Genomic DNA, 25,859 nt, shown 5'->3' with positions numbered 1-25,859 from the left:
GTGGCATCTTGCACTTGCTGTCACGCAGCGCAACAACAAAGAAAGACACAGGGACATCAACTTCGAAGCCAGACGGCTCGTTCGGCCCGCTCATGCGGGTATTTTTTTGCCCGGCTCGCCGCAACCTCCGCAGCGACGCACAACAGCCACGGAATGCGCCCCGCCCCGGACCGTGCTTTCGGGCGTGAGCTATATTTCCGCCCATGGAAAAGGCGTCCGACATAGGCAAACCCACCGTCCCCATCGACCTGATCGGGCCGGATCACTGGCCCCGTTCGAAGCGCGGCACGGGCCGTGCAACCAAAGTCATCCTGGCGATCGTCGGCGGTCTGGCTGCAGCAGGCGTGATCGCTTACCGCTTCTTCGGTATCGGGCGCTGAAAGGCAGTCTTCGCCACGAACCAAAGCCCGCCGTCCGAAGGAAAGCGGGCTTTTTTCATGGGCGCGGCGGGACAGGAAGCTCATCACAGCCCCGCACCTACTGAAGCCGCGAACCCTTGGGCAAACGCTTCGCCAGCCATTCGTGCACGTCCGCACGGATGTTGCGGCCTTCCAGCAGGAAGTTCTCGTAGCGGCTCGGCACATACGGCAGGTAGACCAGCGGCATGCCCGCCTCCTCCGGCGTGCGCGCTGCCTTGCGGTTGTTGCAGGCGGCGCATGCGCTCACGAGGTTGGTCCAGGTCCATGGGCCTCCGCGCGATTCGGGCAGCACGTGCTCGCATTGCAGGTCGCGCTCGTGGAAGACGCCCGCACAGTAGGCGCAGGTGTGGCGGTCGCGGCGCAGCAGCTTGCTCTTGGTGACGCTCGGAATCACTTCGAAGAGGTTGATCTTCGAGGCGCCGCGCAGCGCGATGATCGGCGCGACATCGATGCGCGACTGCACGCCGCGCGCCACGTTGAAACCGCCGCGCAGCGTGGCCAGCGGCTGGTCGCCGTCTTCCCAGGCGACCGAGCCGGTCGCGTAGTACAACACCGCCTGCTCCAGCGAAATCCAGGCTTGCGGCGTGCCCTGAATGTCGAGTTGCAGGACGTGAGGGTGCATGAATCGCCTCCTTTCGCGGCGATGGTTGCGTGGTTGATGAATGAAGGAACGAAGCCATGGGGTACGCGAACGGAATCGAACCGTCGTCAGCGGGACCACAACCCGCGGCTCTGCCATTGAGCTACGCGCACCATGAAGAAGTGACGATCGGTGAGAGGCCGATTACCACTCGCCGACCGCGCGAACGCGTTGGTCGAGATCGAGGCCGTCGGACTGCAGCTCGCGACCTGGCGCTTCCTGGTTCGCGCCGCGTGCACCGGCGGTGAAACCGAAGCGCCGGACCAAGGCCAGCATCGTGGTGCGCTCGCGCGGCTGCGCCGGGCGCACGGTGATCATCCGGATCGGGGTATTGCGCTTGCGCATGGTGACTCCTCGGTTGTGTGACAGCAGGACGAAGAAACTGGCCCCACGTGCACGACTCGAACGTGCAACCCCTTGCTTCGTAGGCAAGTGCTCTGATCCATTGAGCTAACGCGGGTGGCAAAAAGAAAAAAGTGTCCGGTTACGAGTTCCGGCGCCGCCCAATCTTTGCGGCCGGTTTCCGCGGGAGGACCATCTGCATGGCCCTGTCCCGCTCGGGTTCGGTGATGTCGTCGTGCATGGAACGGCTGCCCGCTTTCCATTTCGGTTGTGTCCTCACGCGACGGACAACGCGCTGGCGCTGCCCCGTACGACGTCGCTGCACAGGAGTGATCAATTCCTGCACATCCCGCCAGACCGTCTACGCGGTGGGCTCTGGCGGTGTGGTGAAGGCACACCCGAAATGGCAAACAGAAAACTGCACGACAAAACAAAAAGGCCCGGAACCTTGCGGTTTCCGGGCCTCTGAACGAGAGAGCTTGGAAGGTGTGCGCCTATGCGCAACCTCCACCCGGTAGCACCTGATCCTCGGTTTTTCCAAAACGCAGGCTGGCTGCGGCTTTCGTGGAATACACGTGGCTCTGGTGCTGGTTCGATCGGATCGACGGCATGCCGTCGAAACCACCGCACGCCCAGACGCGCACGAGCGATCGGCCCGATGCGGGACGAATGCTGGTGAGGATCAGTGCGGTGTTCACGATGGTTCCTGAGTCAAAAATTGCCGCTGTCGGCCGTTAGGGGTTGGAAAAATGGTACGGCTTGGAGCCGCGAGTGAAGGCAACTGTAAATAGTGTTTACGGCGGCGTCAACAACCGGGACAATCTTTTTTTGTCTTGTTGTTGTTTTTGAACAGTGCCCAATATCACCGTCGCGCGCCGCCGCAATGCGCTTGCGCTGCACCGCCGCTTTCTCGAAGAGGCCGTTGCCGCAGGCTTGCCAGCCAAGGGGCTGGACCAGGCGTTCGCGAAGAAGATCGAGATTTCCCCCAGCATGTGGAGCCAGATCAAGAGCTCCCGCCCCATCGGCGACAACCTGGCGAGGCAGATCGAAAGGCACTGCGGCGTCGAGCTGGGCTGGCTCGACGAGGAAGACCGGCCCAGCGAAGTGCCGGATGCCGCTGAGGAGCGCTTCATCGCAGCGGCGCGCGAGGCATGGCGATCGGCCAACGCCAAGGGAAAGAAGGAGCTCAGCGGCTGGCTGAAGAAGCGTGCGCAGGACGCCGGCGGCAACGAGCCAGCACCCTGAAGACGGCTCAGCCCAGCGCGGGCGCGTTGCGCAGGATGGCAGCGCGCATGTCGTCCGGAATGGCAACGGCCCGATGGGTCTCCAGCGACGTGGTCACCAGCACCTGCTGCATCTGCATGCGCACCTCGCCGCCCACCGGCTCGAAGCAGCGCACCCGCAGGGTCATCGAGCGGGAGCCGAGGCGCTCCACGGCCAGCCCCAGCATCACCTGGTCGCCCATGCGGCTCACCGCGCGGAAGTCGACCTCGAGCTTCACCGTGGGCAGGCCGATGCGGCGCTGCGCCACCAGGCCGTGGTAGCTGAGGCCCAGGCCTTCGTTGACCCAGTCTTCGACGAGGCCGTTGAGCATCACGAAGTACTGCGGATAGAAGACGATGCCCGCCGGATCGCAGTCCGAGAAGCGGATCAGCCGCGGCCTGCAGAACTCGCTGTCCTCGGCCATGCTCAGCCCTCCTCGCTCGCCGGCTCGCCGCGCATCACATGCACGCGCAGCAGGCCGAGCTGCGTGTGCAACTGCTTGACGGTCTTCATGTCGAGCCCCGAGAACATTTCCAGGATCCACTGCTCGTGCTCGCTCGCCATGGTCTCGAAAGTGCGGCGTCCAGTGGGCGTGAGGTTCACGATCCACGCGCGGCGGTCGTCGGGGCTGGGCGCACGGGCAACCATGCCTTCGCGCTCGAGTTCGTCCGTCAGGCCGGTGACGTTGCCGCCGGTCACCATCAGGTAGCGCGACAGCACGCGCATCTTCAGGCCGTCCTTGTAGCGATAGAGCTGCGCCATGTAGTCGAAGCGCGCCAGCGAGATGCCGAAGCGCTCGCGCAGCCGGCGACGGATCTCGGACTCGATCTGCGTGGTGCTGGCCAGCATGCGCAGCCACAGCTTGAGCACGGCATGGTCGTCGTGGCCGGCGCGCGCCTCGTGGCCCAGTTCTTCCGCATCGCTCAGCACTGCGTGCGACGCGTCGTTGCGTGTCATGTCACTTCTCCCCCTGAAACCGAAATCGACTGCCCAGTGACCGACGCGGCGCCCTCGCCGCACAGCCAGCGCACGGCGTCGGCCACTTCGGCGGGCTGCACGATGCGCTTCTGCGGATTCACGCTGGAGAACTCCGCAAGCGCATCGGCCTCGCTGCGCCCGGTCTTGCCGACCACGTTGGCGACGCTGTTGCGCAGGATATCGGTGTCGGTGTAGCCAGGGCACACAGCGTTCACGGTGACGCCCTTGCGTGCCACTTCCAGCGCCAGCGAGCGCGTGAGCCCGACTACGCCATGCTTGGCCGCCGTGTAGGCCGCCACATAGGCATAGCCCTTCTGGCCCGCCGTGCTGGCGATGTTGACGATGCGCCCCCAGCCGGCATCGAGCATGTCCGGCAGCGCGGCCTGCGCGCACAGGAAGCTGCCGGTGAGGTTGACCGACAGCATCCGCTGCCAGAGTTCGAACGATGTCTTGAGAAACGGCGCACTCTCCGCCGCCCCCGCGTTGTTGACTAGCACGGTGACGGGCCCACGCGCGGCACGGGCTTCGGCGAACGCCGCCTGCACGGCCTCAGGGTTCGCCACGTCCGCGGCGACAACGCCGTGCCCGCTGCCGGCCAGCGAATCCGCCACCCGCTGCAGCGCCTCGCGGTCACGTCCCAGTAAGGTCAGAGTGGCGCCTTCGGCAGCCAGCGTGCGGGCGATCTCCGCCCCGATGCCGCGCGCCGCGCCCGTGACGAGTGCGTGCCGGCCAGTCAGTGAATTTGAGTCCATACCTGAATGATTTAGTTCTGAACCATTTTAGCCGAGCGGCCCGGCAAGGCTGTCAGCGCATGAAACGGCCGCCGTTGAGATCCAGCGTCGCGCCGGTCATGAAGGCCGCCGCAGGAGAAGCGAGATAAACCACGGCCGCAGCCACCTCCTCGGCCAGCCCGAAGCGGCCGAGCGGAATGCCCGCCTGCAACGCGTGCTGGCGCGCAGGCGCCATGGCATCGAGCGCGGGGCTCCCGATCGCCGCCGGCGCCAGCGCATTCACCGTCACGCCATGCGGCGCCAGTTCCTGCGCGAACGACCGCATCAGCGCCAGCAGCCCGGCCTTGCTAGCCGCGTAGTGCACGCCAGTCGCGCTGCTGGGCTGCTGCCCCGCCATCGAACTCAGGTTGACGATGCGCCCCTCGCCCCGCTCGCGCATGTGGCGCCCCGCGATGCGGCAGCCGAAGAAGGCGCCGCGCAGGTTGATGGCCAGAACGTCGTCCCACTCCTCGGGCGTGATGTCCCAGAGGGAGGTAGACGGCGTGCGCGCCGCGTTGTTGACCATGATGTCGACGCAGCCGAAATGCGCCACGGCGCCGCCGAAGCACGCGCCGAACGCAGTCTCGTCGCGCACGTCGAGCCCCAGCGCGAGCCCGCCGATCTCGCTCGCCACAGCCTCGACCGCCGGAAGCTCGATGTCGGCCAGAGCCACCCGCGCCCCCGCCTGCGCCAGCCCTCTCGCGATGGCCGCCCCCAAGCCCTGCCCCGCGCCCGTCACGAACGCCACGCGCCCGGAAAGAGGAAGCTGCGGCGCACCGTTCGTCATGCCCGTCAGGCCTTCGCGGGCCGGCCGTCCCAGGTCTGGGGCCCCACGCCGCGTTCCCGCAGCTTGAACTTCTGGACCTTGCCGTTCTCGGTGCGCGGAAGGTCGGCCAGCACGTCGATGTAGCGAGGCACGGCGAAGTACGGCAGCCGGCCTTCGCAGAAGCGCGCGAGCTCGGCCGGGTCGATGGCCGCGCCCTCGCGGGCCACCAGCGCGGCCATCACCTCGTCCTCGGCAAGCTCGGAGCGTACGGGATACACCGCGCACGAAGCCACGCCTGGATGGCTCAGCAGCACCTGCTCGACCTCGAACGAGGAAATGTTCTCCCCGCGCCGGCGGATCGCGTCCTTGATGCGGTCGACAAAGCGGAAGGCCCCGTCCGCATCGCGCACCACGCGGTCGCCGGTGTGGAACCAGAGATTGCGCCAGGCCTCGACCGTCTTCTCCGGCATGTTGAAGTAGCCGCTGGCGAAGGCATACGGCTCGTCCGCGCGAAGCAGCAACTCGCCCGCCTCGCCGGCCGGCAGCGCCACGTCGTCCTCGTCGGCCACGCGCGCCTGGAAGCCGGGGCGCAGCCAGCCCATCACACCGCCGCGCGGCGAATCGGGCGCCGTGGCGATCGCGAAGTTGGTCTCGGTCGACCCATAGCCTTCCAGCAGCGATACGCCCGTGCGCGCCTTGAACGCGACACCGGCGGCAGCCGGCACGCCGGGCCCCAGCCCGATGCGCACGCGGTGGTCGCGCTCCCCGGCCCCTTCGGGCTGGGCCAGCAGGATCGGCACCATCGCCCCCAGCAGATAAACCACCGTCGCCCCGCTCGCGCGCATCGTCGGCCAGAAGCCCGATGCCGAGAAGCGCGGCTCGAACACCACTTGCGAGCCCGTCAGTGCGGCCTGCGCGAAGGTGTTGAGCGCGTTGATGTGGAAGAGCGGCAGCGTGGTGCACAGCACGTCGTCGGCGCCCACGCCGAGCACTTCGGCACTGTTCACGCCCCACCAAAAGTACTGCGCGTGCGGGCAGACCACGCCCTTGGCAGGCCCGGTCGTGCCCGAGGTATAGAGGATCGCGAGTGCGTCGCCGGGCTGCACGGATGCCGGCTCGACGGGTTCTCCATGCGCGGGATACGCCACGACGCGCACGCCCGCAGGCGCACGCCAGGCGTCCAAAGCTGTCTCGCCGACGACCCAGATCTCGCGCAGCACGGTACGCCCGAGATCCGCCGCCGCGAGCCGCTCCACGAAGCCCGCTTCGATCACCAGCAGCTTCGCCTCGCTGTTCGCGAGGAAGTATTCGATCTGCGGCCCCATCGACGCCGTATTGACCGGCACCGTCGACGCACCCAGCCATCCCGCTCCCAGGAAGCTTTCGAGAAACTCGACGCGGTTGCCGCACATCACCGCGATGCGATCGCCGCGCACCACGCCGGCTGCCGCCAGCGCGCCGGCCCGCGCCGCCGCAACGTGCGCCGCATCGCGGTGCGTCCACGCGCTCCCCGCGATCTTCAGCAGCGCACGCGAGCCGAACAGCCCGGCCTGCCGCTGCAGCATCGCCGGCAGCGTGCGCTGCGCGGGCGGCACGGCGCGGGGCTCAGTCGTCATCGTGCGTGCCTCCGCCGAGGTAGGTCGCCTGCACCCGCGAGTCGCTCGCCAGCTCGGCCGAGGCGCCGGACAGCGCGATCTCGCCCGTTTCCAGCACATAGCCGTGGTCGGAGCTTTCGAGCGCGGCGCGCGCGTTCTGCTCCACAAGCAGGATCGACACGCCGTCCTCTCGCAGCTTGCGCACGATGGCGAGGATGTCGCGCACGATCAGCGGCGCCAGGCCCAGGCTGGGCTCGTCGAGCATCAGCAGGCGCGGCGCCGACATCAGCGCGCGCCCCACGGCCAGCATCTGGCGTTCGCCGCCCGAGAGCGTGTCGGCGCGCTGCGAGCGGCGCTCGGCCAGTCGCGGAAAGCGGTCGTACACCGACTGCAGCCGCTTCTTCATCGCGTCACCGCGCAGGCGCTTGGCATAGGCGCCGAGCTGCAGGTTGTCGAGCACGGTGAGCTCGCCGAAGAGCTCTCGCTTCTCGGGCACCAGGCACAGACCCCGCTCCACGCGCGCTTCCACGTCGAGCCCCTGCAGGTCTTCGCCCTCGAAGCGCAGCGTGCCCTTGCAGGGCAGCAGGCCCATGGCGGCGGCCAGCAGTGTGGTCTTGCCCGCGCCGTTGGGGCCGATCACCGAGATGATCTGGCCCGGCTGCAGGTCGAGCGACACGCCGCGCACCGCCTCGACCTGTCCGTAGGACACGTGCAGATCGCCGATCTCCAGCATCGCGGTCATACCCACACCCCCAGGCTCGTCACTTCGCGTACTTCGCGCACCCCCTGAAGGGGGCCCGCGCCTTCGGGGGGCCATGCGGCGCTCATACGACGCTCCCCAGATAAGCCGCCTGAACGCGCTCGTCGGCACGCACCGCCGAAGGCACGCCCTCCACGAGCTTGGAGCCGAAGTTCATCACCACCAGCCTGTCCACCAGTTTCATCACGAAGTCCATGTCATGTTCCACGATGAGGATGGTCACGCCCTCCTCGCGCAGCTTGCGCAGCAGGTCGCCGAGCGCCATCTTCTCCTTGCGGCGCAGGCCGGCGGCCGGCTCGTCGAGCACCAGCAGTACCGGGTCGGCGGCCAGCGCGCGGGCGATTTCCAGGATGCGCTGCGTGCCCAGCGGCAGGCTGCCCGCCTGTTCGTGCGCGCGGTCGCCCAGGCCGATGCGGTCCAGCTGGCGCTGAGCCTCCTGCAGGATCTGCTGCTCTTCCGTGCGATCGAGCCGCAGACCCGCCTTCAGGATGCCCGAGCGCGTGCGCGAATGCGCACCCAGCGCCACGTTGTCGAGCAGGCTCATGTGCGGGCGCAGCTTCACGTGCTGGAAGGTGCGCGCCAACCCCAGCCGCGCCACCTCGCGCTGCGGCATGCCGGCGATGTCGTGCTCGAGAAAGCGCACCTGGCCCGAGCTCATCGGCAGCGTACAGGTCAGCAGGTTGAACATGGTCGACTTGCCCGCGCCGTTGGGCCCGATCAGGCCGACGATCTCGCCGGCCTTCACGTCGAAGCTCACGTCGTTCACCGCCACCAGCCCGCCGAAGCGCTTGACCGCGCCGTTCACCGACAGCACCGGCGAGCCGCGCGCGGGCAGCGTGCGGTGCGGCAGCGGCTCGACCGCCGGCCCCTCGTGGCGCGAAGGCCCGCGCGCGCCGGCGCGGCGTCGCGTCCAGCGGCGCAGCAGCCCCATCACGCCGCCGCGCGCGAAGTGCAGCAGCAGGATGAAAAGCGCCGCGAAGGCCACCGCCTCCAGCTGGCCCGCGCGCTGCGTGAGCATCGGCAGCACGTCCTGCAGGCCGTTCTTCAGCACCAGAACCAGCGCGGCGCCCACCAGCGCGCCACCCAGCTGGCCGAGCCCGCCGGCCACCGCCATCAGCAGGTACTCGATGCTGGCGCGCACGTCGAAGGGCGACGGGCTCACGAAGCGGTTCATGTGCGCGTAGAGCCAGCCCGCCAGCCCCGCGAGCAGGGCTGCGGTGACGAACAGCGAAAGCCGCACGCGGTACGCATCGGCCCCCACGCTCGCCAGCAGCGTCGCGCCGCCGCGCAGCCCGCGAATCGCGCGCCCCGGCCGCGACTGCAGCAGGTTGTGGCTGAACAGGCAGGCCAGCCCGACCACCGTCCAGATCAGGCAATACATCGCGCGCGGATCGGCCAGCGACCAGCCCGCGATCTGCAGCGGCGGAATATTCGACAGGCCCGTGTGCCGCCCCAGCGCATCGACATTGCCGAACAGCATCGCGATGGAGAGCCCCCAGGCGATGGTGCTCAGCGGCAGGAAGTGCCCGCCCAGCCGCAGCGTCAACATGCCGATGGCCAGCGCCGACAGCCCCGTGAGCAGCAGCGCGAACAGCAGCCCCAGCCAGGGCGACATGCCCTGCGTGGTGGTGAGCCACGCGGTCGCATAGGCCGCGATGCCGACGAAGGCCGCCTGCCCGAAGGAGGTGGCGCCGCCCACGCCCGTCAGCAGCACGAGGCCCAGCGCCACGAGTGCGCCGATGCCGATGTCGTTGAGCAGCGAGACGGTGAAGCTACCCGCGAACACCGGCACCAGCGCCAGCACCACGACGAGCCCGGCGATCCACGCCATGCGTTTGCGATTGCCGTTCATTCGTCCACCTCGTCTTCTTCCTCTTCGGCATGCGCGGCCATGAAGGAGCGCAGCATCAGCACCGGTATCAGCAGGCTGAACACGATCACGTCCTTCAGCGCGCCGCTCCAGAACGAGGCGAAGCTCTCGACCACGCCGACCGCGAGCGCGCCCACGGCCGTCATCGGATAGCTCACGAGCCCGCCGATGATCGCGGCCACGAAGGCCTTCAGGCCGATGATGAAGCCCGAGTCGTAGTACATCGTCGTCACCGGCGCGATCAGCACGCCGATCAGCCCCGCCAGCAGCGAGGCGCAGCCATACGCCAGCAACGCGGTGCGCACCGGCCGGATGCCGACCAGCCGCGCGCCCACGCGGTTGACCGCCGTGGCGCGCAGCGCCTTGCCGGCCACCGTGCGCTCGAACACCAGGAAGAAGAGGCCGCTCAGCACAATGGCCGCCCCCACCATCAGCACCACCTGGCCGCTGACGGTGAAGCCCTCGCCCAGCGTGAACACGGCGCTGGTCAGCGGCGTGGTGCGCGAGCCCTCGGGCCCGAAGAACAGCAGGCCCAGGCCCGACAGCAGGAAGTGCAGCGCCAGCGACACGATCAGCAGCACCAGCACCGAAGCGTCGGCGATCGGCTGGAACACCACCCGCGCCAGCAGCGGCGCGATAGGCACCACCAGCAGCACCGCCACCGCGATGTGCACCGCCACCGGCACGCCTGGCCGCGCCGCGAGCCACGCCAGCGCGCAGGGAATGGCGGGCAGCACGCCCCAGGTCAGCACCGCCTTCGGAATGCGCGCGGTCTCGCCGCGCCGCACGAGGCTGCCTACTTCGGTGGCCAGGGCCAGCGCCGCAAGCACCGCGACCATGCCGATGGTCGGCGGCACGCGGCCGGTCTCGAAGGCCGCGAGCGACAGCGCCGCGAAGGCCGCGATGTCGCCGAAAGGCACGAACACCACCCGCGTGACCGAGAAGATCAGCACCAGCCCGAGGCCGGCCAGCAGGTAGATGGCACCGTTGGCAAGGCCGTCGGTGATGAGGATGAGGGCCACGTCCCACGTCATGGCGCGGTCCTCCGGAAAGTCGGGAACAAGAGGTTCAAGGTGCGAGCTTCCATTGGCCGTTGTCGAGCTTGACGATCACCCGGGCGCGCTCATCCACGCCGTAGAGGCTGCCGGGCTTGAAGGTATAGACGCCGTGCGTGCCCACAACCTCCTTGGTGCTGAAGATGGCGTCGCGAAGCGCCACGCGGAACTCGGGCGTGCCCGGCTCCGCCTTCTTCATCGCGCGCGATGCCGCATCGGCGAACACCAGCCAGCCGTCGAAGGAATAGGCCGAGAAGGCATCGCTGGTCGGCGCGTTGTTGACCTTCTGGAAGACGGCGCGAAAGTCGGTGGCGATCTTCTTGGTCGGGTACTCGGCCGGCAGCTGCTCGGCCACGATCACGGGGCCCGTGGGCATCAGCGCGTTCTGGCCGGCCGCGCCGACCACGCGCACGAAATCGGGGTTGATGAGGCCGTGCTGGCCGTACACGCCGCCCTTGAAGCCGCGCTCCTGCAGCGCCAGGAAAGGCAGCGCGCCCGGCGTGCCGGCGCCGCCGGTCATCACCGCGTCGGGGCGCAGCGCCACGATCTTCAGCACCTGTCCGGTCACCGAGGCGTCGGAGCGCGCGTAGCGCTCGTTGCTCACCACCTTGATGCCTGCGGCGGGCGCGGCCTTCATCAGCGCCTCGTACACCAGGTCGCCCCAGGCGTCGGAGAAGCCGATGTAGCCCACGGTCTTCACGTTGTTGCGCTTCATGCGCTCGACCACCGCGTCGATCATCAGCTGCGTGGGCTGGGCCACGGTCATCACCCACGGGTTCTCGTTGGGGTCGAGCAGGATCGGCGTGAGGCCGATCATCGGTGTCTTCGCCTCCTTGCCGACCTGGGCCATCGCTATTGCCGCGGGCACGCCCGATGTGCCCATGAGCACGTCCACCTTCTCCTCCTCGATCAGCTTTCGCGCGTTGCGCCCGGCCGTGGTCGGGTCGGAGCCGTCGTCGAGCACGACCAGCTGGATCTTGCGGCCATTGACTTCGGGCTTGTAGGTCAGCGCGGCCTGCATGCCCTTGGCGTAGGGCACGCCCAGCGAGGAGTTCGGCCCCGACAGCGACACGCTCAGTCCGACCTTGAGGTCGGCCGCGAATGCGCTGGCAACGCCACAGGCGGTCAGCGCGGCGGCAAGGGCGCCGCGCGTCAATGTCTGCATCAGGCTCTTCATGTCGTAGCTCCGGTGAGGATGGTTGGAATGGACAACGGGTAACTCGGATGGATCAGATGAACAACTGGATGGCGGGCAACGCGCGCGGGGCGTTGAGCAGGTCGACGCGCTTCCCGCGGATTCGCCAGCCCTCAGGAGTGCGCACGAGGTGGTGGCGGGCGGTGCCGCCCAGCAATATCTGCCCCTCGCCGCGCGCCTCGACGTAGAGGAACGGCGTGCGCAGCCAGGCTTCATCGCCCTCCTCGCGTTCGAGTCGCGAGGGCTGCAGCACATGCTGGCTGTGGCTCGCGGGATGCTGCGAATGCGCGCGCGGGTTCTTCAGCCGCTCCACGCGAAGCTGCAGCAGCAGGCGGTCTTCGTAGGCCAGCGAGTTGTGCGAGAAGGGGTCGGCCTGCGCCGCGCCGAGCAGCGGCACCCAGTAGTGGCCGTCTTCCGCGAACAGGGCCAGCCAGTCGTCGAAGCGGCGCTCGTCGAGCAGCGCCGCCTCCTGGGCGGCGAAATCGCGCGGGTCCGTCATGCCGTGGCCTCCATGCCCGCCGCCATGGCCTTCGCCCAGGCGCGGAACTGGTTGCGCATCAGCAGCTCGTTGGTGCCGTTGGTGGTGATCGTGGCCTGCTGCTTCTCGGCCGGATCGAAGTTGCGATGCAGGCTCACCCATTCGTTGCCGCCCGCGCGCAGGCCCTGCTGGATGCTCTCGAACAGGTGCACGTCGTCGTGCGCGACCACCGACATCGGCGAGAACACCAGCCGGTTGTAGCTCATGGCGCGCTCGAAGAGCAGCGCAGGCGCGCCTGCCGCGCTGAAGCTCCAGGCCTCGATCAGCGTGCGGTTTGCCGCCAGCGGACGGATCACGCGGATGGCCAGCGGCGAGCCCTTGACCGACAGGCTCGGAAAGAAGACGGAGTTCTGCGGCGAGCGCTGCAGGATCTCGGCCGCGCGCTCCTCGCCGTGCGCAGCGCGCATGGCGGCCTCGTACTCGGGCAGCTGCGCGTAGTTCGAATGGATGCTGAAGTTCACCCCCAGCACGCTGTGGCCGTTGGCGAACACGCGCCCGCCCATCCTGTCGAAGAACTCGTAGCCCGAGCCGAAAGGCAGGATCTGCTCCATCGCCATCGGCTTGGGATCCGTTGGCGCGTGGCCCTCCCACAGCGCCTCGGCCGCCTTGGTGGCAGATTCGTGCGTGGACATCGGATGCACCGTGTCGTTGATGTTCTCCAGGTACATCTTCCAGTTGCAGTGGACGATGTTGCGCAGCACGCCACCGCCAACGGCCAGCTTGCCTTCGGGCGAGCGGTCGACCATGTTGTCGATGGCGCCCAGCACCTCGCCGAAGTACTCGTCGAACGAAGGGCCGGTGTCGGAAAGGCGCACGAACACGAAGTCGCGATACACCTTCACGTTCTTCACCACCGAAAGCCCCTGCCCCGACTCGCAGGCCTTGAGCTGCGTGCCCTCGTAGCCGTTCTTCAGCGGCAGCCCGAGCGGCGCGCCGTCAAGCTTGTAGGTCCAGGCGTGGTACGGGCAGCGGAAGAAGCGGCCGGTGTTGCCGCATTCGTCCGTCACCAGCTGCGTGCCCTTGTGGGCGCAGCGGTTGTAGAGCACATGCACATCGCCGTCGGGCTGGCGCACCATGAGCAACGGCCGGCCCGCGATCTCCTGCGTCACGAAGTCGCCGGCCTGCGGCACCTGGCTCGCATGGCCCAGGAAGACCCAGGTGCCGGCGAACAGGTGCTCCTGCTCCAGCGCGAAAAGCTCGTCGCTCAGGTACAGGTCGCGGTGCACCCGGTCGTCCTGAACCAGCGCCGCGACGAGATCGGGGCGGTTTCGGTAGGTGGTCATGGCAATGTGCTCGGTGGCCGGACGGGCGCTAGGGGACCAGCTTCCACTGGCCCTTGGTCATCTGCACGATGACCACGCCGCGCTGGTCGGAGCCATAGCGGTCGTCGGGCTTGAAGGTGTAGACGCCGTGCGTGCCCACCAGCTCCTTGGTGCCGACGATGGCGTCGCGCAGCGCCGTGCGGTAGGCCGGCGTGCCCGGCTCGCCCTTGGTGCGCGAGGCCGCGTCGGCCAGCAGCAGATACGCGTCGTAGGTGTACGACGAGAAGGCATCGGTCGGCACCGCGCCGTTGAGCTTCTGGTAGGCATTGCGAAAGCCCATCGACACCTTCTTGATCGGGTTGGCGTCGGGCAGCTGGTCGGCCACCAGCACCGGGCCGCTGGGCACCTGCAGGCCCTCGATGGAGGCGCCCCCCACGCGCACGAAGTCGGCGTTGATGAGGCCGTGCGTGCCGTAGATCCTGCCCTTGTAGCCGCGCTCGGCCAGTGCGATGTAGGGCAGCGCGCCGGGCGTGCCCGAGTTGCCCGCGAACACCGCGTCGGGCCGCGCCGCGACGATCTTCAGCACCTGCCCGGCCACCGACGAATCGCTGCGCGCATAGCGCTCGTTCGCCACCACCTTGATGCCGGCGGCATCGGCGCTCTTCATCAGCGAGTCGTAGGCCAGGTCGCCCAAAGCGTCGGAAAAGCCGATGAAGGCCACCGTCTTCACGCCCGACTTCTTCATGCGATCGACCACGCCCGCCACCATCAGCGGGAAGGGCTGCGACACCGTCACCGTCCACGCGCCCTCGGGACCCGGAATGGTCACCGGCGTGGGCGAGATCAGCGGCGTGTTGAGCTCGCGCGCCACCGAGGCGATGGCCATCGCGCCCGGCACGCCCGAGGTGCCGATCAGCACGTCGACCTTGTCCTCGGTCACCAGCTTGCGCGCGTTGCGGCCTGCGGTGGTGGGGTCGGAGGCATCGTCGAGCACGATGAGCTGCACCTTGCGCCCGGCGATCTCGGGGTGCTCGGCGATGGCGGCGCGGATGCCCTTCTCGTAGGGCACGCCCAGCGCGGCCACGGGGCCCGAGAGCGAGCTGATGAAGCCGATCTTCAGGTCGGCGGCCATGGCCTGCGCTGCGGCCAGCGCGACGGCCGTGGTGGCGAGGATGCGGGCGATCTTTTTCATTGGCGATTTCACGTCGGGGGTTTCAGGGAACCAGCTTCCATTGGCCCTTGTCGAGTCTCACGACGACGCGCGAGCGGTCGTCAGAGCCGTAGCGGTCGGTCGGCTTGAAGTTGTAGACGCTGTGCGTGCCCACCAACTCCTTGGTGCTCACGATGGCGTCGCGCAGCGCGAGGCGGAACTGCGGCGTGCCGGGCTCGGCCTTGCTCGCCAGCGCACGCTGCGCGGCGTCGAGATAGATCAGCCACGCATCGAAGCTGTAGGCCGAGAAGGTGTCGGTGGGCGGCGCGCCGTTGGCCTTCTGGAAGGCGGCGCGGAAGTCCATCGCGATCTTCTTCATCGGGTTGGCGTCGGGCAGTTGCTCGGCCACCACCACCGGGCCAGTGGGTGCCAGCAGCCCTTCCACCGACGCACCGCCGACGCGGATGAAGTCGGGGTTGATCAGCGAGTGCATGCCGTAGATCTTTCCCTTGTAGCCGCGCTCCTGCAGCGCCAGGTAGGGCAGCGCGCCGGGCGTGCCGGATGCGCCGGTGATCACCGCGTCGGGGCGCAGCGCCACGATCTTCAGCACCTGGCCGGCCACCGACGAATCGGCACGCGCATAGCGCTCGTTCGACACCACCTTGATGCCGGCGGCGGGCGCCGACTTCATGAGCGCGTCGTACACCAGGTCGCCCCACGCGTCGGAGTAGCCGATGTAGGCCACCGTCTTCACGCCCGCCTGCTTCATCTTCTCGACCATCGCCCCCATCATCAGCGGAGCGGGCTGCGGCAGCGTCACCATCCACGCGCCCTCCTCGCCCGGCAGGTCGGCGTTGGCGATGGATATCAGCGGCGTCTTCGTCTCGCGCGCCACGCCGGCGATGGCCAGGGAACCCGGCGCGCCGGCCGTGCCGATGATGACGTCGACCTTGTCCTCCTCGATCAGCTTGCGCGCGTTGCGCGCCGCCGTGGACGGATCGGAGGCGTCGTCCAGCGCGATCACCTGCACCTTGCGGCCGCCGACTTCCGATTTGTAGGCCTGAGCCGCCTTCATGCCCTTGTCGTACGGAATGCCCAGCGACGACACCGGGCCGGACAGCGACGTGATGAAGCCGACCTTGAGGTCGGCGGCCCACGCGCTCGCGGCGCTCAGCGCGCCGAGGCCCGCGGCGATGGCCGCGAATGTGCGAATTCGGTTCAGTACTTTCATGGCGGTGCTCCAGAGGTGGTTTTTTTGGGTGACGAGAACGCGAAAAGATGGATCCGGGTCAGAGGGCCAGGCTGCCGACGCTGGTGCCGCCGCACACGTACAGCACCTGGCCGGTGACGAAACTGTTGTCGGCGTCCGCGAAGAAACGCACGGCCCGTGCCACGTCGGCCGACTCGCCCAGGCGCTTGACGGGCACCGAGGCGGCGAGTGCGCGCTCCTTCTCGCTGCCGGCCTCGACCACGTCGTAGAACATGTCGGTGCGGATGGGTCCCGGCGCCACCACGTTCACCGTGATGCCGTCGGCCGCGAGTTCCAGCGCCCAGGTGCGCGCCATGCCCAGCATGCCGGCCTTGGTGGCCGAATAGCTGGTGCGCGTGGCCAGCCCCAGCGCGGCGCGCGAAGACAGCAGCACCACGCGGCCGAAGCGCTGCGCGCGCATCGCGGGCAGTGCACCTTGCACGAGCTGGATCGCACAGCCCAGGTGCAGATCGACCAGCGCGTCGAGGTCGTCGAGCTTCACTTCTGGCAGCAGCGCGGCGCGGATCACGCCCGCGTTGTGGACGATGGTGGTCGGCGAGAAGCGCCCGACCAGTTCTCGCACCGCCTCGCCGGTGGCGGCGCGGTCGCTCAGGTCGACTTCGATGCTGTGCACCTTCGGGTGGTCGATCTCCGCCTTGCGGCGAGCCAGCGACACCACCTCGTAGCCCTGCGCGAGCAGGTCTTCGCAGATGGCCTTGCCGATGCCTGCGCTGCCGCCGGTGACCGCCGCGACCTTGGGTGCGGTGCCGCTCATGCCGGTGCTCCCACCAGCGCCAGCACGCGCAGCGGACTGCCGCTGCCCTTCTCGATCTTCAGCGGCGGGCAGATCAGCACCGCGCCGGACGGCGGCAGCAGGTCGAGGTTGCTCAGGCACTGCAGGCCATAGCGACCCGCGCCGTGCATGTAGTAATGGCACGGGTACGGCGGGCGCAGGTGATAGCCCTGCCCCGCGTCGGTGCCGATGGCTTCGGAGCCGAAGCCCAGCACGTCGCGCTGCTCGACAAGGAAGCGCACGGCCGCCGTGCTCGGTCCAGGCGTGTGCTGGCCGGTCTCGTCGAAGTTCTGATAAGCCTCGGGGTCGGTGCGCTTGGACCAGTCGGTGCGCATCAGCACCCACGCACCTTTCGGGATGCGGCCATGCGCAGCCTCGTAGGCCTCGATGTCTTCCAGGGTCAACAGGTAGTCGGGGTCGTCCTTCACCTGCGGCGAGCAATCGATCACGCAGGCCGGCGACACGAAGTGCTGCACGGGAATGGTGTCCACCGAGTTGTTCGGCAGGTCGCGTCCCGAGATCCAGTGGATCGGCGCGTCGAAGTGCGTGCCGGTGTGCTCGCCGCAGGAGAAGTTGTTCCAGTACCAGCCCGGGCCGCGCTCGTCGTACTTCGACACCTCCTCGATGCGGAAGGGCCAGCACTGGCCCATTTCGGGCGGCAGCGCGATCTGCGGGAACTCGGGCGTCAGCGTCTGCGTGAGGTCGATCACGCGGATACGGCCGCTTGCCATGGCGGTCACCAGGCCGCCGAGGATCTCGGCTGCGGACATCAGTTCGGTTGTGGTGGTCATTCGTTCGGCTCCTGTCTCAACCGCCTGCAGCCAACTCGCGCTCGAGCACTTTCGGGTTGTCGCGCCAGCGCTCCAGCCACTCCTGCGCCACGTCGCCGGGGTACACGTCTTCCACGCCATCACGCAGCGCCTTCACGATGGCGTTGGCCAGCGCCGGGGGCGCGAGCTTGGGCGGCGGCGTGTGCTGGTTCCATTCGTCGTCGATGGGGCCGGGGAACACGTTGATCACGCGGATGCCCGCCGGCCGCATCTCCGCGCGCAGGCACTGCGCGAGCGAATGCGCCGCCGCCTTCGATGCGCTGAAGGTGCCGTGCGGCGGGAAGTTGCTCAGCGCGTAGATCGACAGCAGGTTGACCCACGCGGTCGCGCCCGTCACGCCGTCGGCCGAGCGGCCTTTCAGCGCGGGGCCGAACTCCTGCGCCAGACGCAGCAGGCCGAAGTAGTTGATGTCCATCTCGGCCTTGGCCACGTCGGTGCCGCGCCGAGCGCCGATGCCGAAGGTGCGGTGCACCTCCGCGTTGTTGATGACGATGTCGACCTTGCCGCCGATGGAGCCCGCGAGCTCCGTCACCTGCCGGCCGTTGGTCAGGTCCAGCGGCACCAGCGTGACCTGCGGCAGCGCCGAGATGTCGTCGAGGCCGTCGCCCATCTTCTTCCAGGGCTCGGCGTGGCCGACCCAGACGATGTCGGCGCCGGCCTTGACCAGCGCGCGCACGATCGCCTGCCCGGTCTCGGTCTTGCCATCGGTCACCAGCACCTTGCGGAACTTGGGGTCGCTGGTCATCTCGCGCAGCATCTTGTCGTCGGCCATGTGGGGACTCCCTTCGTTCGGAAAACCAATGAGAACGGCCTGGCCTGCGCGGTCGAGCCGGGCGCCTACGCGCACCCTCTGCGGCGCGTCGCCGACTTCGCCATGCAGGTGGACCATGAGCGTGGGGCCGGCATCCAGGTGCACCAGGCCCAGCCGCCAGGGCAGCCGCTCGCGGAAGAACAGGTCGTTGCTGTGATGCAGCGTCGTGCTGCCGAGCAGCTCGCCCTCGCCGCTTTGCTGCCGCCAGCGCAGCGCGGCGGAGAGGCATCTGTGGCAGACCTCGCGCGGCGGGTACTGCACCGTGCCGCAGTCGTCGCAGGTCTGGAGTTCGAAGCGGCCTTCGGCCGCCGCAGCGGTGAGACCCAGCGCCACGCGGCCGCGCGCGCCGGGCGGCAGGTTCATCTGCCGGGTGCGCAGCACCGGGTTCTTGCGCGGGGGGCGCATCAGGGGCATCGTCATGCGGGTCTCCCCAGGATCACCGCGCCTGTGCACAGGCAACGGTCGTAGGTCACCATGCCGAAGCCGGCGACAAGGCCCAGCTGGGCATTCGGCACGGCGCGCTTTCCGGCCTGATCGGTCAACTGGCGAATCGCCTCGACCATGCCGAGGAAGCCGCCCGCCGCACCAGCCTGTCCGGCCGAGAGCTGGCCGCCGCTGGTGTTGTTCGGAAAGCTGCCGTCGAAGGTCATGGTGTTGGCCTGCACGAAGGCCGGGCCCTCGCCCTTCTCGCAGAAACCCAGGTCCTCGAACTGCATCATCACGATGACGGGGTAGTCGTCGTAGGTCTGCACGAAGTCGAGCTCCGCGGGCCGGACGCCGGCCTGCGCGTAGAGGTCGTCGCGGTCCTTGCGCCAGCCGCCCTGCACCATCACCGGGTCTTCGGCGAACGCGTTGTGGCGCTCGATGGCGCCACGGATCACCACGTGCGCCAGGCCCAGGTCGCGCGCGCGCTCCTCGCTCATCACGAGGAAGGCGTCGGCGCCGGCGCAGGGCATCACGCAGTCGAACAGGTGGATCGGGTCGGAGATCGGCCGCGCGGCCATGTACTCGTCGAGCGTCAGCGCCTTCTTGAACATCGCGTTCGGGTTGCCCAGCGCGTTGGTGCGCTGGTCGACGCAGATGCGGCCGAAGTCTTCGCGGCGCGCGCCGTAGGTGCGCATGTAGTTGGCGGTGATGAAGGCGAAGATCGAGTTGGGGCCGCCCGAGCCGTAGGGGTAGCTCGCATCGCGCGCGAAGTTGCTGAAGCTGCCCAGCGTCTGGCGGAAGGAATCGACGTGGTTGGTGTCGGCACCCACGCAGGCCACGATGTCGGCATCGCCCGCCTGCACGGCGCGCGCCGCACGGCGCAGGCACATCACGCCCGAGGCACCGCCGGTGGGCACGTGGTCGAGCCAGCGCGGCGACAGGCCCAGATGCTGGGTAACGCCCACCGCCGTGTCGGGCGCGAGCGAGAAGCTGCTGAGGCACAGGCCGTCGATCTGCTCCTTGGGCACGCCGCTGGCCTTCACCAGCGCCTCGACCGCCTGGCCGACGAACCAATGCGCGGTGCGCGTGGAATAGCGCACGTAAGGCACGGTGACGGGCACCGCGACCGCCACGCCTTCGTAGGAAAGCCGCTTGCCCGTCATGCCTGCCTCTTCTTCATCGAGCGGGTGTCGATGCAATGGGCCTGGCCTGGAAGCGACTGCGCCATCTCGCGCAGCTGCCCGCGCTGGATCTTCTGCGAGGGCGTGAGCGGCAGCGCATCGACGAAGGCCACGTAGCCCGGCGCCTTGTAGTAGGCGAGCTGTGCCAGCGCGTGCTGGACGATACTGGCCGCAGTCTGTTCGGGCTGCGAGGCATCGGCGCCTTCGCGCATCACGATGCAGGCGAGCACCTCGTCTCCGCGCACTTCGTCGGGCGTGGCGGCCACGGCCGATGCCTTCACCGCCGGATGCTGGTTGAGCACGCTCTCGACCTCGACGGCCGAGATGTTCTCGCCGCTGCGGCGGATCACGTTCTTCTTGCGATCGACGAAGAAGAAGTTGCCCTCTGCATCGCGGCGCACCAGGTCGCCGGTGTGGAACCAGCCGTCGGCCCAGGCCTCGCGCGTGGCCTCCTCGTCCTTGAGGTAGCCGGAGAAGAAATGGCGCCTCGGGTCGGAGCCGGCCGAGCGCACCAGCAGTTCGCCCGGCGCATCGACGCCGACTTCACTGCCGTCGTCGCCCACGAGGCGGATCTCGACGAAATTCTCCTGCCGGCCGAAGCAGCTGGTGCCCACCAGGCGCGGCTCGCGGTTGGCCATGATGCAGGCGGCCGCGCCGGTCTCCGTCATGGCCCAGGCCTCCACCAACGGAAAGCCGAAGCGCTCCTCGAAGGGCGCGTGGTTCTTGCGGTCCACGCCGGCGCCGAAGCCCCAGCGGATGGCATGGTCGCGGTCGGCGGCCGATGCGGGTGCCGACAGCAGCATCGCGGGCATCACGCCCAGGTAGTGGACGATGGTCGCGCCGCTTTCCTTCGCGCTCGCCAGCCAGCTCTTCGGATGGAAACGGTCGAGCTGCACCAGGCAGCCGCCCGCGACCAGCACCACCATGGTGGAGAAGGCCATCGCGTTCATGTGGTTGAGCGGCAGCGGCGTGATCACGCGCTCCTTGTCGGGCCGGATGCTGCACACGCCGTCTAGCGCCGCATACCACTCGCCTGCGCGCAGGAAATAGGCATTGCTCAGGATGCAGCCCTTGGGGCGCCCGGTGGTGCCCGAGGTGTAGAGCAGGCCGCATTCGGTGTCGATGCCCACGGGCTCGCCAGCACGCGGCGCAGCTGTCTTCGCGGACGGCACCGCGTCGTCGGGGCCCATGGTCTCGAAGGCGATGCCTGCCTGTGCGGCCGCCGCGCGCAGGTCGGCAGCGCGTTCGGGCAGCGTTACGGCCAGCCCGATCTCGCTGTGGCCGATCAGGTAGACCAGCTCGGCCGAGCGCATCTCCGAGTTGATCGGCACCACGCTCACGCCCAGTGCGTTCAGCGCGAGCCAGTGGAAGATGAAAGCCGGCCGGTTCTCCAGCAGCAGGCCGACGCGATGGCCGTGGCCGTAGCCGGCTTGCGCATAAGCGGCACGCAGGCGTTCGATCTGCGCAGCGGCTTCACCCCAGCGGATGGCGCCCGCCTCGATGCCGTAGGCGGCGGCGGTCACCGATTCGGTGAAAAGGAATTCAGCCTGCGGCGTGCGGGCCGCGGTGGCCGCGAAGACGTCGTGGACGGTGGCGTGGGGCATCACTCGCGTCCCGGCTAGATGAAGAGCTGCACGGCCGGCAAGGCCGCGTCGCAGTTGAGAAGGTTGACGCGCTTGAGCGTCATGCGCAGCGCGCCGTCCTGCACCGTGAGGTGGTGGAAGAAGGTGCCCACGTAGAACTGGATCTCGTCGCCCTGCGACTCCGTGTAGTGGAACGAAGTGCGCACCACGTAGCGGTTGGCTTCCGCGTCGAACTGCTCGACCACTGGCACCTGCAGCAGGTGGTGGCAGCGGCTCGGCGGCTGCTGCGAGAAGGCACGCGGGCTCTTCAGGCGCTCGATGCGCAACTCGCGCAGCAGCTTGTCCTCGTAGAGATGCGAGGTGTGGTTGAGGCCGTCTTCCTGGTCGGGAATCAGCGGCACCCAGTAGAAGGCATCGTCGGTGAAGAGCGCGTTCCACTCCTCGTAGCGGCGGGTGTCGAGCAGGTACGCCTCGTTCACCACGAAGTCGATGAGGTCCTGGCGGGTGATTTCTGACGCGGTGCCGGCCATCACATCGTCTCCGTCATGCGTTGCACCCAGCTGCGGTATTGATTACGCATCGGAAGCTCGTTGGTGCCGCCGGTCGTGATCTCGCCGCCCTTCAGCTCGGCCGGGTCGTAGTCGCGGTGGAGGCTGACCCATTCGTTGCCGCTCGCGTGCAGGCCGGCCTGCATGCCGCGATAGGCCTGCAGGTCGTCGTGGCCCACCACCGAGAACGGCGAGTTGATGAGGCGGTTGTACATGGCCGTGCGCTGCAGCAGCTCGGGCGGCGCGCCCTTGAGGCGGAAGGTCCAGCTCTCGATGAGGGTCTTGTCGGCCGAAATCGGCTTGACCACGCGGATCGCCTGGATCGCGCCCTTGATCGTGAGGTTTGGGTAGTAGACGGTGTTGTGCCGCGCCATGCCGAGGATCTGCGCGGTCTTCTCCTCGCCATAGCGGGCCTTCATCGCGTTGTCGTACTCGGGGATCGCCTTGTACTTGCTGTGGATGCTGAAGTGCACGCCGGTGAAGCTGTGGCCGTTGTCGTAGGTGCGGATGCCCATGTCCTCGAAGAACTTGTAGTCGGACATGAAGGGCACGAACTGCTCCACCGCCATGGGCTTGGGCTCGCTCTCGGGCTTGTCGGCCCACATGCGCTTGGCGGTGCCGGCCGAAGATTCGTGCGCCACCATCGGGTGCATGGTGTCGTTGAGGTTCTCGACGAACATCTTCCAGTTGCACTGGTGCATGAAGCGCAGGCAGCCGCCGGCTATCTCCAGCTCGCCCTCTGGCGAGCGGTCGGCCATGTTGTCGATGGAGCTCAGCGAGTCGCCGAAGTACTCGTCGAAATCGGGGCCGGCATCGTTGATCTTCACGAAGATGAAGCCGCGGTGGCTGCGCACGTGTTTCACGGTGGTCAGGCCCTTGCCCGATTCGCACTCGTGCAGCTGGGTGTTCTCGTAGCCCGTCTTCAGCGGAATCGCCAGGGGCGCGCCATCGGTCTTGAAGGTCCAGGCGTGGTAGGGGCAGCGGAAGAACTTGCCGGTGTTGCCGCAGGGCCCGTTGACGAGGCGCGAGCCCTTGTGGGCGCAGCGGTTCATCATCACGCGCACGCTGCCGTCGGAGTGGCGTACCACGATCAGCGGGCGGCCTGCGATCTCGTTGCTGATCCAGTCGCCAGGCTTGGGCAGCTGGCTCTCGTGGCCGACGTAGTTCCAGGTGTTGGCGAAGAAGTGCTCCTGCTCCAGCTCGAAGAGTTCCTGGCTGGTGTACAGGTCGCGGTGCACCCGGTCGTTCTGCACCAGCGCGCGAATGGCGTCGGGGTTGTCTCTGTACGAGGTCATGGCGTTCATGTCTCCTTGCTTCAGATGTCCAGCACCAGGCGCGCACCCTTGGCGCGCGAGATGCAGATCTGCATGACGGTGCCTTCCGCTTTCTCGCGGGCAGTGAGCACGTAGTCGCGATGGTCGATCTCGCCTTCCAGCACGGGCACTGCGCACACGCCGCATTCGCCGCGCTTGCAGTCGAACATGGGGTCGCAGCCGTGCTCGATGAGGCAGTCGAGGATGCTCTGGTCCGCCGGCACGGTGAAGCGCTGCCCGGACTGGGCCAGCTCCACCTCGAAGGGCTGGTCGCCCTCTTCCGCGACGGGCTCGGTGAAGAGCTCGAAGTGCACGCGGTCGTGCTCCCAGCCGCGCGCCTGCGTGCGTTCGAGCACCGCGTCGAGCATGACCTTGGGGCCGCAGACGTAGAGGCGGTCGCCGGCGGGCACGCTGTCGAGCAGCGTGTCGATGGCCAGCGGCGTGCCAGCCTCGGCATCGGCGTGCACGTGCAGGTCGTCGCCCAGCAGCGCCTGCAGCTCGGGCAGGAAGGCCATCAGCTCGCGGCTGCGGCCGGCGTAGTGCATGCGCACCGCCGCGCCCTCGGCCCGGCGGCGCGCAGCCATGGTGGCCAGCGGCGTCACGCCGATGCCGCCCGCCACGAGCACCGTGCCGCCGGGGCCGGTGTGCAGTGGGAAGTCGTTCTTCGGCGGCTCGATGGCGATGGTGTCGCCTTCTTTCAGCCCTTCGTGCATGAAGCGCGAACCGCCGCGGCCTTCGGCTTCCTTGCGTACCGCGATCACGTATTCGGTCGGTGCGTTGGTGGCGTTGCGCGCCGTGCCGAAGTTGATGAGCGAGTAGTGACGCCAGTCGGTCTTGCCATCGGCGAGCGACACCTGCGCGCGGATGTGGGCGCCGGCCGCGAAGCCGGGCAGCGCACGGCCGTCGTCGGCGCGCAGGCGCAGCATGCGGATCAGCGGGTTCAGTTGCCGCGCTTCGGTGACGCGCAATGAAAGGGTGGCTGAGGGTGCGGTCATCTTCGGAGTCTCTTCTCAGGCCAATGCGTGCTGCACCAGTGCGGCCCGCAGCTTGTGGCCATGCTCGTCGGCCAATGCGGCGTCGCGCAATTCGCGCAGCGTGGCCGGCGCCAGTGCGTCGCCGGCGCGCTCGAAGGCACGCATGACGGTGTCGTAGTTGCGGATGCCGCGCTCGTGCGTGTCGCTGTAGCCCTTGACGAGGCGCTGGCACTGGGCCAGTTCGACGGCGAGCTCCGGATTGCGCCGCGCGGTGGCGGCGATGCGCTGCAGCCATTCTTCGATGCGGCGGTTCTCCTCGGCGTAGCGCATGGTGGAGAGACGCCAGCGCTTGCAGGCAGCCACCATGCGCAGCATGAGATAGCCGCGCAGCGAACTGGTCTGGATGACGCGGCCGTGCTGAGTGAAGCGCTCGACGATCTTCTTCGGCAGCGTCGAGTTCATCAGCCAGCGGCCGACGCCGCCGGGCAGGGTCTCGCAGATCTCCTGCAGACGCGGGTGCATGTACTCGTTGATGGCGAGTACCTGGCCGGGCTGCACGCGCGCTTCGCCGCGCACGCGCTCGAAGCGGGTGGCGCGAGTCTTGAGAGCCGCGACGCGGGCGGTGTCTTCGTAGGACATCCACAGCGCGAGGTGGCGCGCAGTCTCGCGAAGCAGGTGACGATCGCCCGAGGGCAAGGCCGCGATGGAAGCCATGCGGTCGAGGTAGAGGCCGGCGTAGGCCGGGTCCTGGTAGTCGATGAGGCGGCGCACGCCTTCGAGCAGCAGGTCTTGCGCTTCGGCCGGGAAGCTGTTCTGCACGCGCTCGACCAGTGAGCGCACGGCGGGGTGGCGCGGCTGCGGTGCTGGGGCGGCGATAGGTGCTTCCTTCACCGGCTCGCCATCGTCGCCGCCCTGTGCACGCTCGAACGCCGCACCGAAGGCCTTGAGGCTGGGCTTCACGCCCACGCCGCCGCGTTCGATGGTCGCCTCGAACTGCGCGCGGCTGAAGGGCAGCACGCCCGAGCCTGCCAGCGCACCGAAGAGCACCGCACTGATCACGCTGCCCGAAGCCTCGGCGGCCTGGGCCATGTCGAAGCGGATGAAGCGCTTGGCGGCGTTGGCCGTGTGCGCGAGGAGCTGGCCGCTGTCGACGCGGCCGTCGCCCATCGCGCTCTTCTCGGCGATGGAGAACACGCGGTGCGTGGAAGCGATCAGCGTGGTGCGTTCGCGCGTGACCAGGCCGCGCTGCACGGCACGGCCGGCTTCCATCAGCTCGGACGCGAGCACCACGTCGACGTCGCCTGGCAGCGGCATCAGCGCGAGCACCGGCGTCCCGCCGTCGTTCTCTGCTTGCGACGATGGGTACAGCTCGACGTAGTAGATGGTCGCGCCGGTGCGCTGGGCCACGCCGGGCACGGAGGTGGTCTGGGCGACGTAGCCATTGGCCTCGCCCATGTCGACGATCCAGTCCGCGAGCACGCCGCCACCCTCCCCGCCCATGGCGAGGATCGCGATCTTGATAGGCTGGGCCTTGGTGTTCGTCATCGC

Annotated in this window: 27 protein-coding genes and 2 tRNA genes; 2 read left to right on the top strand and 27 right to left on the bottom strand. The window is 68.3% G+C overall.

Translation table 11 applies throughout. From position 1 onward, the window contains the following. Positions 1-203: 203 nt before the first annotated feature. On the top strand, positions 204-380 hold the full coding sequence (locus ABL843_RS08700) for a hypothetical protein (RefSeq protein ID WP_165909637.1): 177 nt from the start codon (positions 204-206) through the stop codon (positions 378-380). 97 nt (positions 381-477) lie between these two features. Here ABL843_RS08700 and ABL843_RS08695 read toward each other — a convergent pair whose 3' ends face one another. The 5 genes from ABL843_RS08695 to ABL843_RS08675 form a co-directional block, all read right to left on the bottom strand. Further along, complete coding sequence (locus ABL843_RS08695; RefSeq protein ID WP_418119587.1) at positions 478-1,041, bottom strand: HNH endonuclease; 564 nt, start codon at positions 1,039-1,041, stop codon at positions 478-480. A gap of 57 nt (positions 1,042-1,098) precedes the next feature. Further along, a tRNA-His gene (locus ABL843_RS08690) sits at positions 1,099-1,172 on the bottom strand. Positions 1,173-1,203: 31 nt separating this feature from the next. Continuing rightward, the gene (locus ABL843_RS08685) at positions 1,204-1,404 is read right to left on the bottom strand and encodes a short-chain dehydrogenase (RefSeq protein WP_184635696.1); all 201 of its coding nucleotides are present in this window, start codon (positions 1,402-1,404) and stop codon (positions 1,204-1,206) included. 38 nt (positions 1,405-1,442) lie between these two features. After that, positions 1,443-1,519: transfer RNA gene (locus tag ABL843_RS08680), tRNA-Arg, on the bottom strand. A 376-nt stretch (positions 1,520-1,895) separates the two neighbouring features. Then, on the bottom strand, positions 1,896-2,099 hold the full coding sequence (locus ABL843_RS08675) for a hypothetical protein (protein ID WP_184635694.1): 204 nt from the start codon (positions 2,097-2,099) through the stop codon (positions 1,896-1,898). 154 nt (positions 2,100-2,253) lie between these two features. Between ABL843_RS08675 and ABL843_RS08670 the strand changes: the two genes are divergently transcribed. Then, positions 2,254-2,646, top strand: a complete 393-nt coding sequence (locus ABL843_RS08670; RefSeq protein WP_126022786.1) for a hypothetical protein — start codon at positions 2,254-2,256, stop codon at positions 2,644-2,646. A gap of 7 nt (positions 2,647-2,653) precedes the next feature. Here ABL843_RS08670 and ABL843_RS08665 read toward each other — a convergent pair whose 3' ends face one another. The 22 genes from ABL843_RS08665 to ABL843_RS08560 all read right to left on the bottom strand — a co-directional run bounded on the left by ABL843_RS08665 (position 2,654) and on the right by ABL843_RS08560 (position 25,856). Continuing rightward, positions 2,654-3,088: an acyl-CoA thioesterase gene (locus ABL843_RS08665; protein WP_184635692.1), complete on the bottom strand. Its 435-nt coding sequence runs from the start codon at positions 3,086-3,088 to the stop codon at positions 2,654-2,656. Between the two features lie 2 nt (positions 3,089-3,090). Further along, positions 3,091-3,621, bottom strand: coding sequence for a MarR family winged helix-turn-helix transcriptional regulator (locus tag ABL843_RS08660; protein ID WP_418119586.1), 531 nt, complete (start codon positions 3,619-3,621; stop codon positions 3,091-3,093). Next, positions 3,618-4,394, bottom strand: a complete 777-nt coding sequence (locus ABL843_RS08655) for an SDR family NAD(P)-dependent oxidoreductase (protein ID WP_369659179.1) — start codon at positions 4,392-4,394, stop codon at positions 3,618-3,620. Before ABL843_RS08655 ends, ABL843_RS08660 begins: the two co-directional genes overlap by 4 nt. A 52-nt stretch (positions 4,395-4,446) precedes the next feature. Further along, positions 4,447-5,199, bottom strand: a complete 753-nt coding sequence (locus ABL843_RS08650) for an SDR family NAD(P)-dependent oxidoreductase (RefSeq protein ID WP_418119585.1) — start codon at positions 5,197-5,199, stop codon at positions 4,447-4,449. A gap of 5 nt (positions 5,200-5,204) precedes the next feature. After that, positions 5,205-6,794, bottom strand: coding sequence for an ATP-dependent acyl-CoA ligase (locus tag ABL843_RS08645; protein WP_418119584.1), 1,590 nt, complete (start codon positions 6,792-6,794; stop codon positions 5,205-5,207). Next, positions 6,784-7,515: an ABC transporter ATP-binding protein gene (locus ABL843_RS08640; protein WP_126022780.1), complete on the bottom strand. Its 732-nt coding sequence runs from the start codon at positions 7,513-7,515 to the stop codon at positions 6,784-6,786. The genes ABL843_RS08645 and ABL843_RS08640 overlap by 11 nt, the downstream gene beginning before the upstream one ends. 82 nt (positions 7,516-7,597) lie before the next feature. Continuing rightward, entirely contained in the window at positions 7,598-9,385 is a 1,788-nt protein-coding gene (locus tag ABL843_RS08635) for an ATP-binding cassette domain-containing protein (RefSeq protein ID WP_184635684.1), read from the bottom strand. Next, the gene (locus ABL843_RS08630; protein WP_369659183.1) at positions 9,382-10,437 is read right to left on the bottom strand and encodes a branched-chain amino acid ABC transporter permease; all 1,056 of its coding nucleotides are present in this window, start codon (positions 10,435-10,437) and stop codon (positions 9,382-9,384) included. Before ABL843_RS08630 ends, ABL843_RS08635 begins: the two co-directional genes overlap by 4 nt. Positions 10,438-10,471: 34 nt before the next feature. Beyond that, entirely contained in the window at positions 10,472-11,635 is a 1,164-nt protein-coding gene (locus tag ABL843_RS08625; protein WP_418119583.1) for an ABC transporter substrate-binding protein, read from the bottom strand. Positions 11,636-11,687: 52 nt separating this feature from the next. Then, positions 11,688-12,152, bottom strand: coding sequence for an aromatic-ring-hydroxylating dioxygenase subunit beta (locus ABL843_RS08620; protein WP_418119582.1), 465 nt, complete (start codon positions 12,150-12,152; stop codon positions 11,688-11,690). Further along, a complete protein-coding gene (locus tag ABL843_RS08615; RefSeq protein WP_418119581.1) occupies positions 12,149-13,474 on the bottom strand; it encodes an aromatic ring-hydroxylating dioxygenase subunit alpha in 1,326 nt (441 codons plus the stop codon). Before ABL843_RS08615 ends, ABL843_RS08620 begins: the two co-directional genes overlap by 4 nt. A 28-nt stretch (positions 13,475-13,502) precedes the next feature. Next, positions 13,503-14,645 (bottom strand): ABC transporter substrate-binding protein, encoded by a 1,143-nt coding sequence (locus ABL843_RS08610; protein WP_184635676.1) that lies wholly within the window; start codon positions 14,643-14,645, stop codon positions 13,503-13,505. A 22-nt stretch (positions 14,646-14,667) separates the two neighbouring features. Then, on the bottom strand, positions 14,668-15,834 hold the full coding sequence (locus ABL843_RS08605) for an ABC transporter substrate-binding protein (protein WP_418119580.1): 1,167 nt from the start codon (positions 15,832-15,834) through the stop codon (positions 14,668-14,670). 58 nt (positions 15,835-15,892) lie between these two features. Beyond that, positions 15,893-16,627, bottom strand: a complete 735-nt coding sequence (locus ABL843_RS08600) for an SDR family NAD(P)-dependent oxidoreductase (RefSeq protein ID WP_418119579.1) — start codon at positions 16,625-16,627, stop codon at positions 15,893-15,895. After that, complete coding sequence (locus ABL843_RS08595; RefSeq protein WP_418119578.1) at positions 16,624-17,436, bottom strand: cyclase family protein; 813 nt, start codon at positions 17,434-17,436, stop codon at positions 16,624-16,626. Before ABL843_RS08595 ends, ABL843_RS08600 begins: the two co-directional genes overlap by 4 nt. Positions 17,437-17,452: 16 nt before the next feature. Then, a complete protein-coding gene (locus tag ABL843_RS08590) occupies positions 17,453-18,706 on the bottom strand; it encodes an SDR family NAD(P)-dependent oxidoreductase (protein ID WP_126022766.1) in 1,254 nt (417 codons plus the stop codon). Next, positions 18,703-19,875 (bottom strand): thiolase family protein, encoded by a 1,173-nt coding sequence (locus ABL843_RS08585; protein ID WP_418119577.1) that lies wholly within the window; start codon positions 19,873-19,875, stop codon positions 18,703-18,705. The genes ABL843_RS08590 and ABL843_RS08585 overlap by 4 nt, the downstream gene beginning before the upstream one ends. Continuing rightward, positions 19,872-21,497, bottom strand: coding sequence for an AMP-binding protein (locus ABL843_RS08580; protein ID WP_418119576.1), 1,626 nt, complete (start codon positions 21,495-21,497; stop codon positions 19,872-19,874). Before ABL843_RS08580 ends, ABL843_RS08585 begins: the two co-directional genes overlap by 4 nt. Positions 21,498-21,511: 14 nt before the next feature. Further along, positions 21,512-22,006 carry an aromatic-ring-hydroxylating dioxygenase subunit beta gene (locus ABL843_RS08575; protein WP_184635661.1) on the bottom strand — a complete coding sequence of 165 codons (495 nt, stop codon included), beginning with the start codon at positions 22,004-22,006 and terminating at the stop codon, positions 21,512-21,514. Continuing rightward, positions 22,006-23,319, bottom strand: coding sequence for an aromatic ring-hydroxylating dioxygenase subunit alpha (locus ABL843_RS08570; RefSeq protein WP_184635659.1), 1,314 nt, complete (start codon positions 23,317-23,319; stop codon positions 22,006-22,008). The genes ABL843_RS08575 and ABL843_RS08570 overlap by 1 nt, the downstream gene beginning before the upstream one ends. 20 nt (positions 23,320-23,339) lie before the next feature. Beyond that, positions 23,340-24,332 (bottom strand): PDR/VanB family oxidoreductase, encoded by a 993-nt coding sequence (locus ABL843_RS08565; RefSeq protein WP_418119575.1) that lies wholly within the window; start codon positions 24,330-24,332, stop codon positions 23,340-23,342. 15 nt (positions 24,333-24,347) lie between these two features. Next, a complete protein-coding gene (locus tag ABL843_RS08560; protein ID WP_418119574.1) occupies positions 24,348-25,856 on the bottom strand; it encodes an indolepyruvate oxidoreductase subunit beta family protein in 1,509 nt (502 codons plus the stop codon). Positions 25,857-25,859: the final 3 nt, after the last annotated feature.

This window comes from Variovorax sp. 350MFTsu5.1 (assembly GCF_048302515.1).
GTDB classification, from domain to species: Bacteria; Pseudomonadota; Gammaproteobacteria; order Burkholderiales; family Burkholderiaceae_C; genus Variovorax; species Variovorax guangxiensis.
Note: the sequence above shows the minus strand (reverse complement) of the source record. Positions and strands in the feature narration are given on the sequence as shown.

What these genes read in the sequence shown, in the direction of transcription:
- ABL843_RS08590 (WP_126022766.1), bottom strand. Translation starts at nt 18,706, where the DNA reads ATGACGATGCCCCTGATGCGCCCCCCGCGCAAGAACCCGGTGCTGCGC.
- ABL843_RS08655 (WP_369659179.1), bottom strand. Translation starts at nt 4,394, where the DNA reads ATGGACTCAAATTCACTGACTGGCCGGCACGCACTCGTCACGGGCGCG.
- ABL843_RS08585 (WP_418119577.1), bottom strand. Translation starts at nt 19,875, where the DNA reads ATGACGGGCAAGCGGCTTTCCTACGAAGGCGTGGCGGTCGCGGTGCCC.
- ABL843_RS08640 (WP_126022780.1), bottom strand. Translation starts at nt 7,515, where the DNA reads ATGACCGCGATGCTGGAGATCGGCGATCTGCACGTGTCCTACGGACAG.
- ABL843_RS08700 (WP_165909637.1), top strand. Translation starts at nt 204, where the DNA reads ATGGAAAAGGCGTCCGACATAGGCAAACCCACCGTCCCCATCGACCTG.
- ABL843_RS08635 (WP_184635684.1), bottom strand. Translation starts at nt 9,385, where the DNA reads ATGAACGGCAATCGCAAACGCATGGCGTGGATCGCCGGGCTCGTCGTG.
- ABL843_RS08665 (WP_184635692.1), bottom strand. Translation starts at nt 3,088, where the DNA reads ATGGCCGAGGACAGCGAGTTCTGCAGGCCGCGGCTGATCCGCTTCTCG.
- ABL843_RS08695 (WP_418119587.1), bottom strand. Translation starts at nt 1,041, where the DNA reads ATGCACCCTCACGTCCTGCAACTCGACATTCAGGGCACGCCGCAAGCC.
- ABL843_RS08645 (WP_418119584.1), bottom strand. Translation starts at nt 6,794, where the DNA reads ATGACGACTGAGCCCCGCGCCGTGCCGCCCGCGCAGCGCACGCTGCCG.
- ABL843_RS08625 (WP_418119583.1), bottom strand. Translation starts at nt 11,635, where the DNA reads ATGAAGAGCCTGATGCAGACATTGACGCGCGGCGCCCTTGCCGCCGCG.
- ABL843_RS08575 (WP_184635661.1), bottom strand. Translation starts at nt 22,006, where the DNA reads ATGGCCGGCACCGCGTCAGAAATCACCCGCCAGGACCTCATCGACTTC.
- ABL843_RS08685 (WP_184635696.1), bottom strand. Translation starts at nt 1,404, where the DNA reads ATGCGCAAGCGCAATACCCCGATCCGGATGATCACCGTGCGCCCGGCG.
- ABL843_RS08610 (WP_184635676.1), bottom strand. Translation starts at nt 14,645, where the DNA reads ATGAAAAAGATCGCCCGCATCCTCGCCACCACGGCCGTCGCGCTGGCC.
- ABL843_RS08605 (WP_418119580.1), bottom strand. Translation starts at nt 15,834, where the DNA reads ATGAAAGTACTGAACCGAATTCGCACATTCGCGGCCATCGCCGCGGGC.
- ABL843_RS08630 (WP_369659183.1), bottom strand. Translation starts at nt 10,437, where the DNA reads ATGACGTGGGACGTGGCCCTCATCCTCATCACCGACGGCCTTGCCAAC.
- ABL843_RS08615 (WP_418119581.1), bottom strand. Translation starts at nt 13,474, where the DNA reads ATGACCACCTACCGAAACCGCCCCGATCTCGTCGCGGCGCTGGTTCAG.
- ABL843_RS08660 (WP_418119586.1), bottom strand. Translation starts at nt 3,621, where the DNA reads ATGACACGCAACGACGCGTCGCACGCAGTGCTGAGCGATGCGGAAGAA.
- ABL843_RS08595 (WP_418119578.1), bottom strand. Translation starts at nt 17,436, where the DNA reads ATGACCACCACAACCGAACTGATGTCCGCAGCCGAGATCCTCGGCGGC.
- ABL843_RS08565 (WP_418119575.1), bottom strand. Translation starts at nt 24,332, where the DNA reads ATGACCGCACCCTCAGCCACCCTTTCATTGCGCGTCACCGAAGCGCGG.
- ABL843_RS08650 (WP_418119585.1), bottom strand. Translation starts at nt 5,199, where the DNA reads ATGACGAACGGTGCGCCGCAGCTTCCTCTTTCCGGGCGCGTGGCGTTC.
- ABL843_RS08620 (WP_418119582.1), bottom strand. Translation starts at nt 12,152, where the DNA reads ATGACGGACCCGCGCGATTTCGCCGCCCAGGAGGCGGCGCTGCTCGAC.
- ABL843_RS08560 (WP_418119574.1), bottom strand. Translation starts at nt 25,856, where the DNA reads ATGACGAACACCAAGGCCCAGCCTATCAAGATCGCGATCCTCGCCATG.
- ABL843_RS08600 (WP_418119579.1), bottom strand. Translation starts at nt 16,627, where the DNA reads ATGAGCGGCACCGCACCCAAGGTCGCGGCGGTCACCGGCGGCAGCGCA.
- ABL843_RS08580 (WP_418119576.1), bottom strand. Translation starts at nt 21,497, where the DNA reads ATGCCCCACGCCACCGTCCACGACGTCTTCGCGGCCACCGCGGCCCGC.
- ABL843_RS08570 (WP_184635659.1), bottom strand. Translation starts at nt 23,319, where the DNA reads ATGACCTCGTACAGAGACAACCCCGACGCCATTCGCGCGCTGGTGCAG.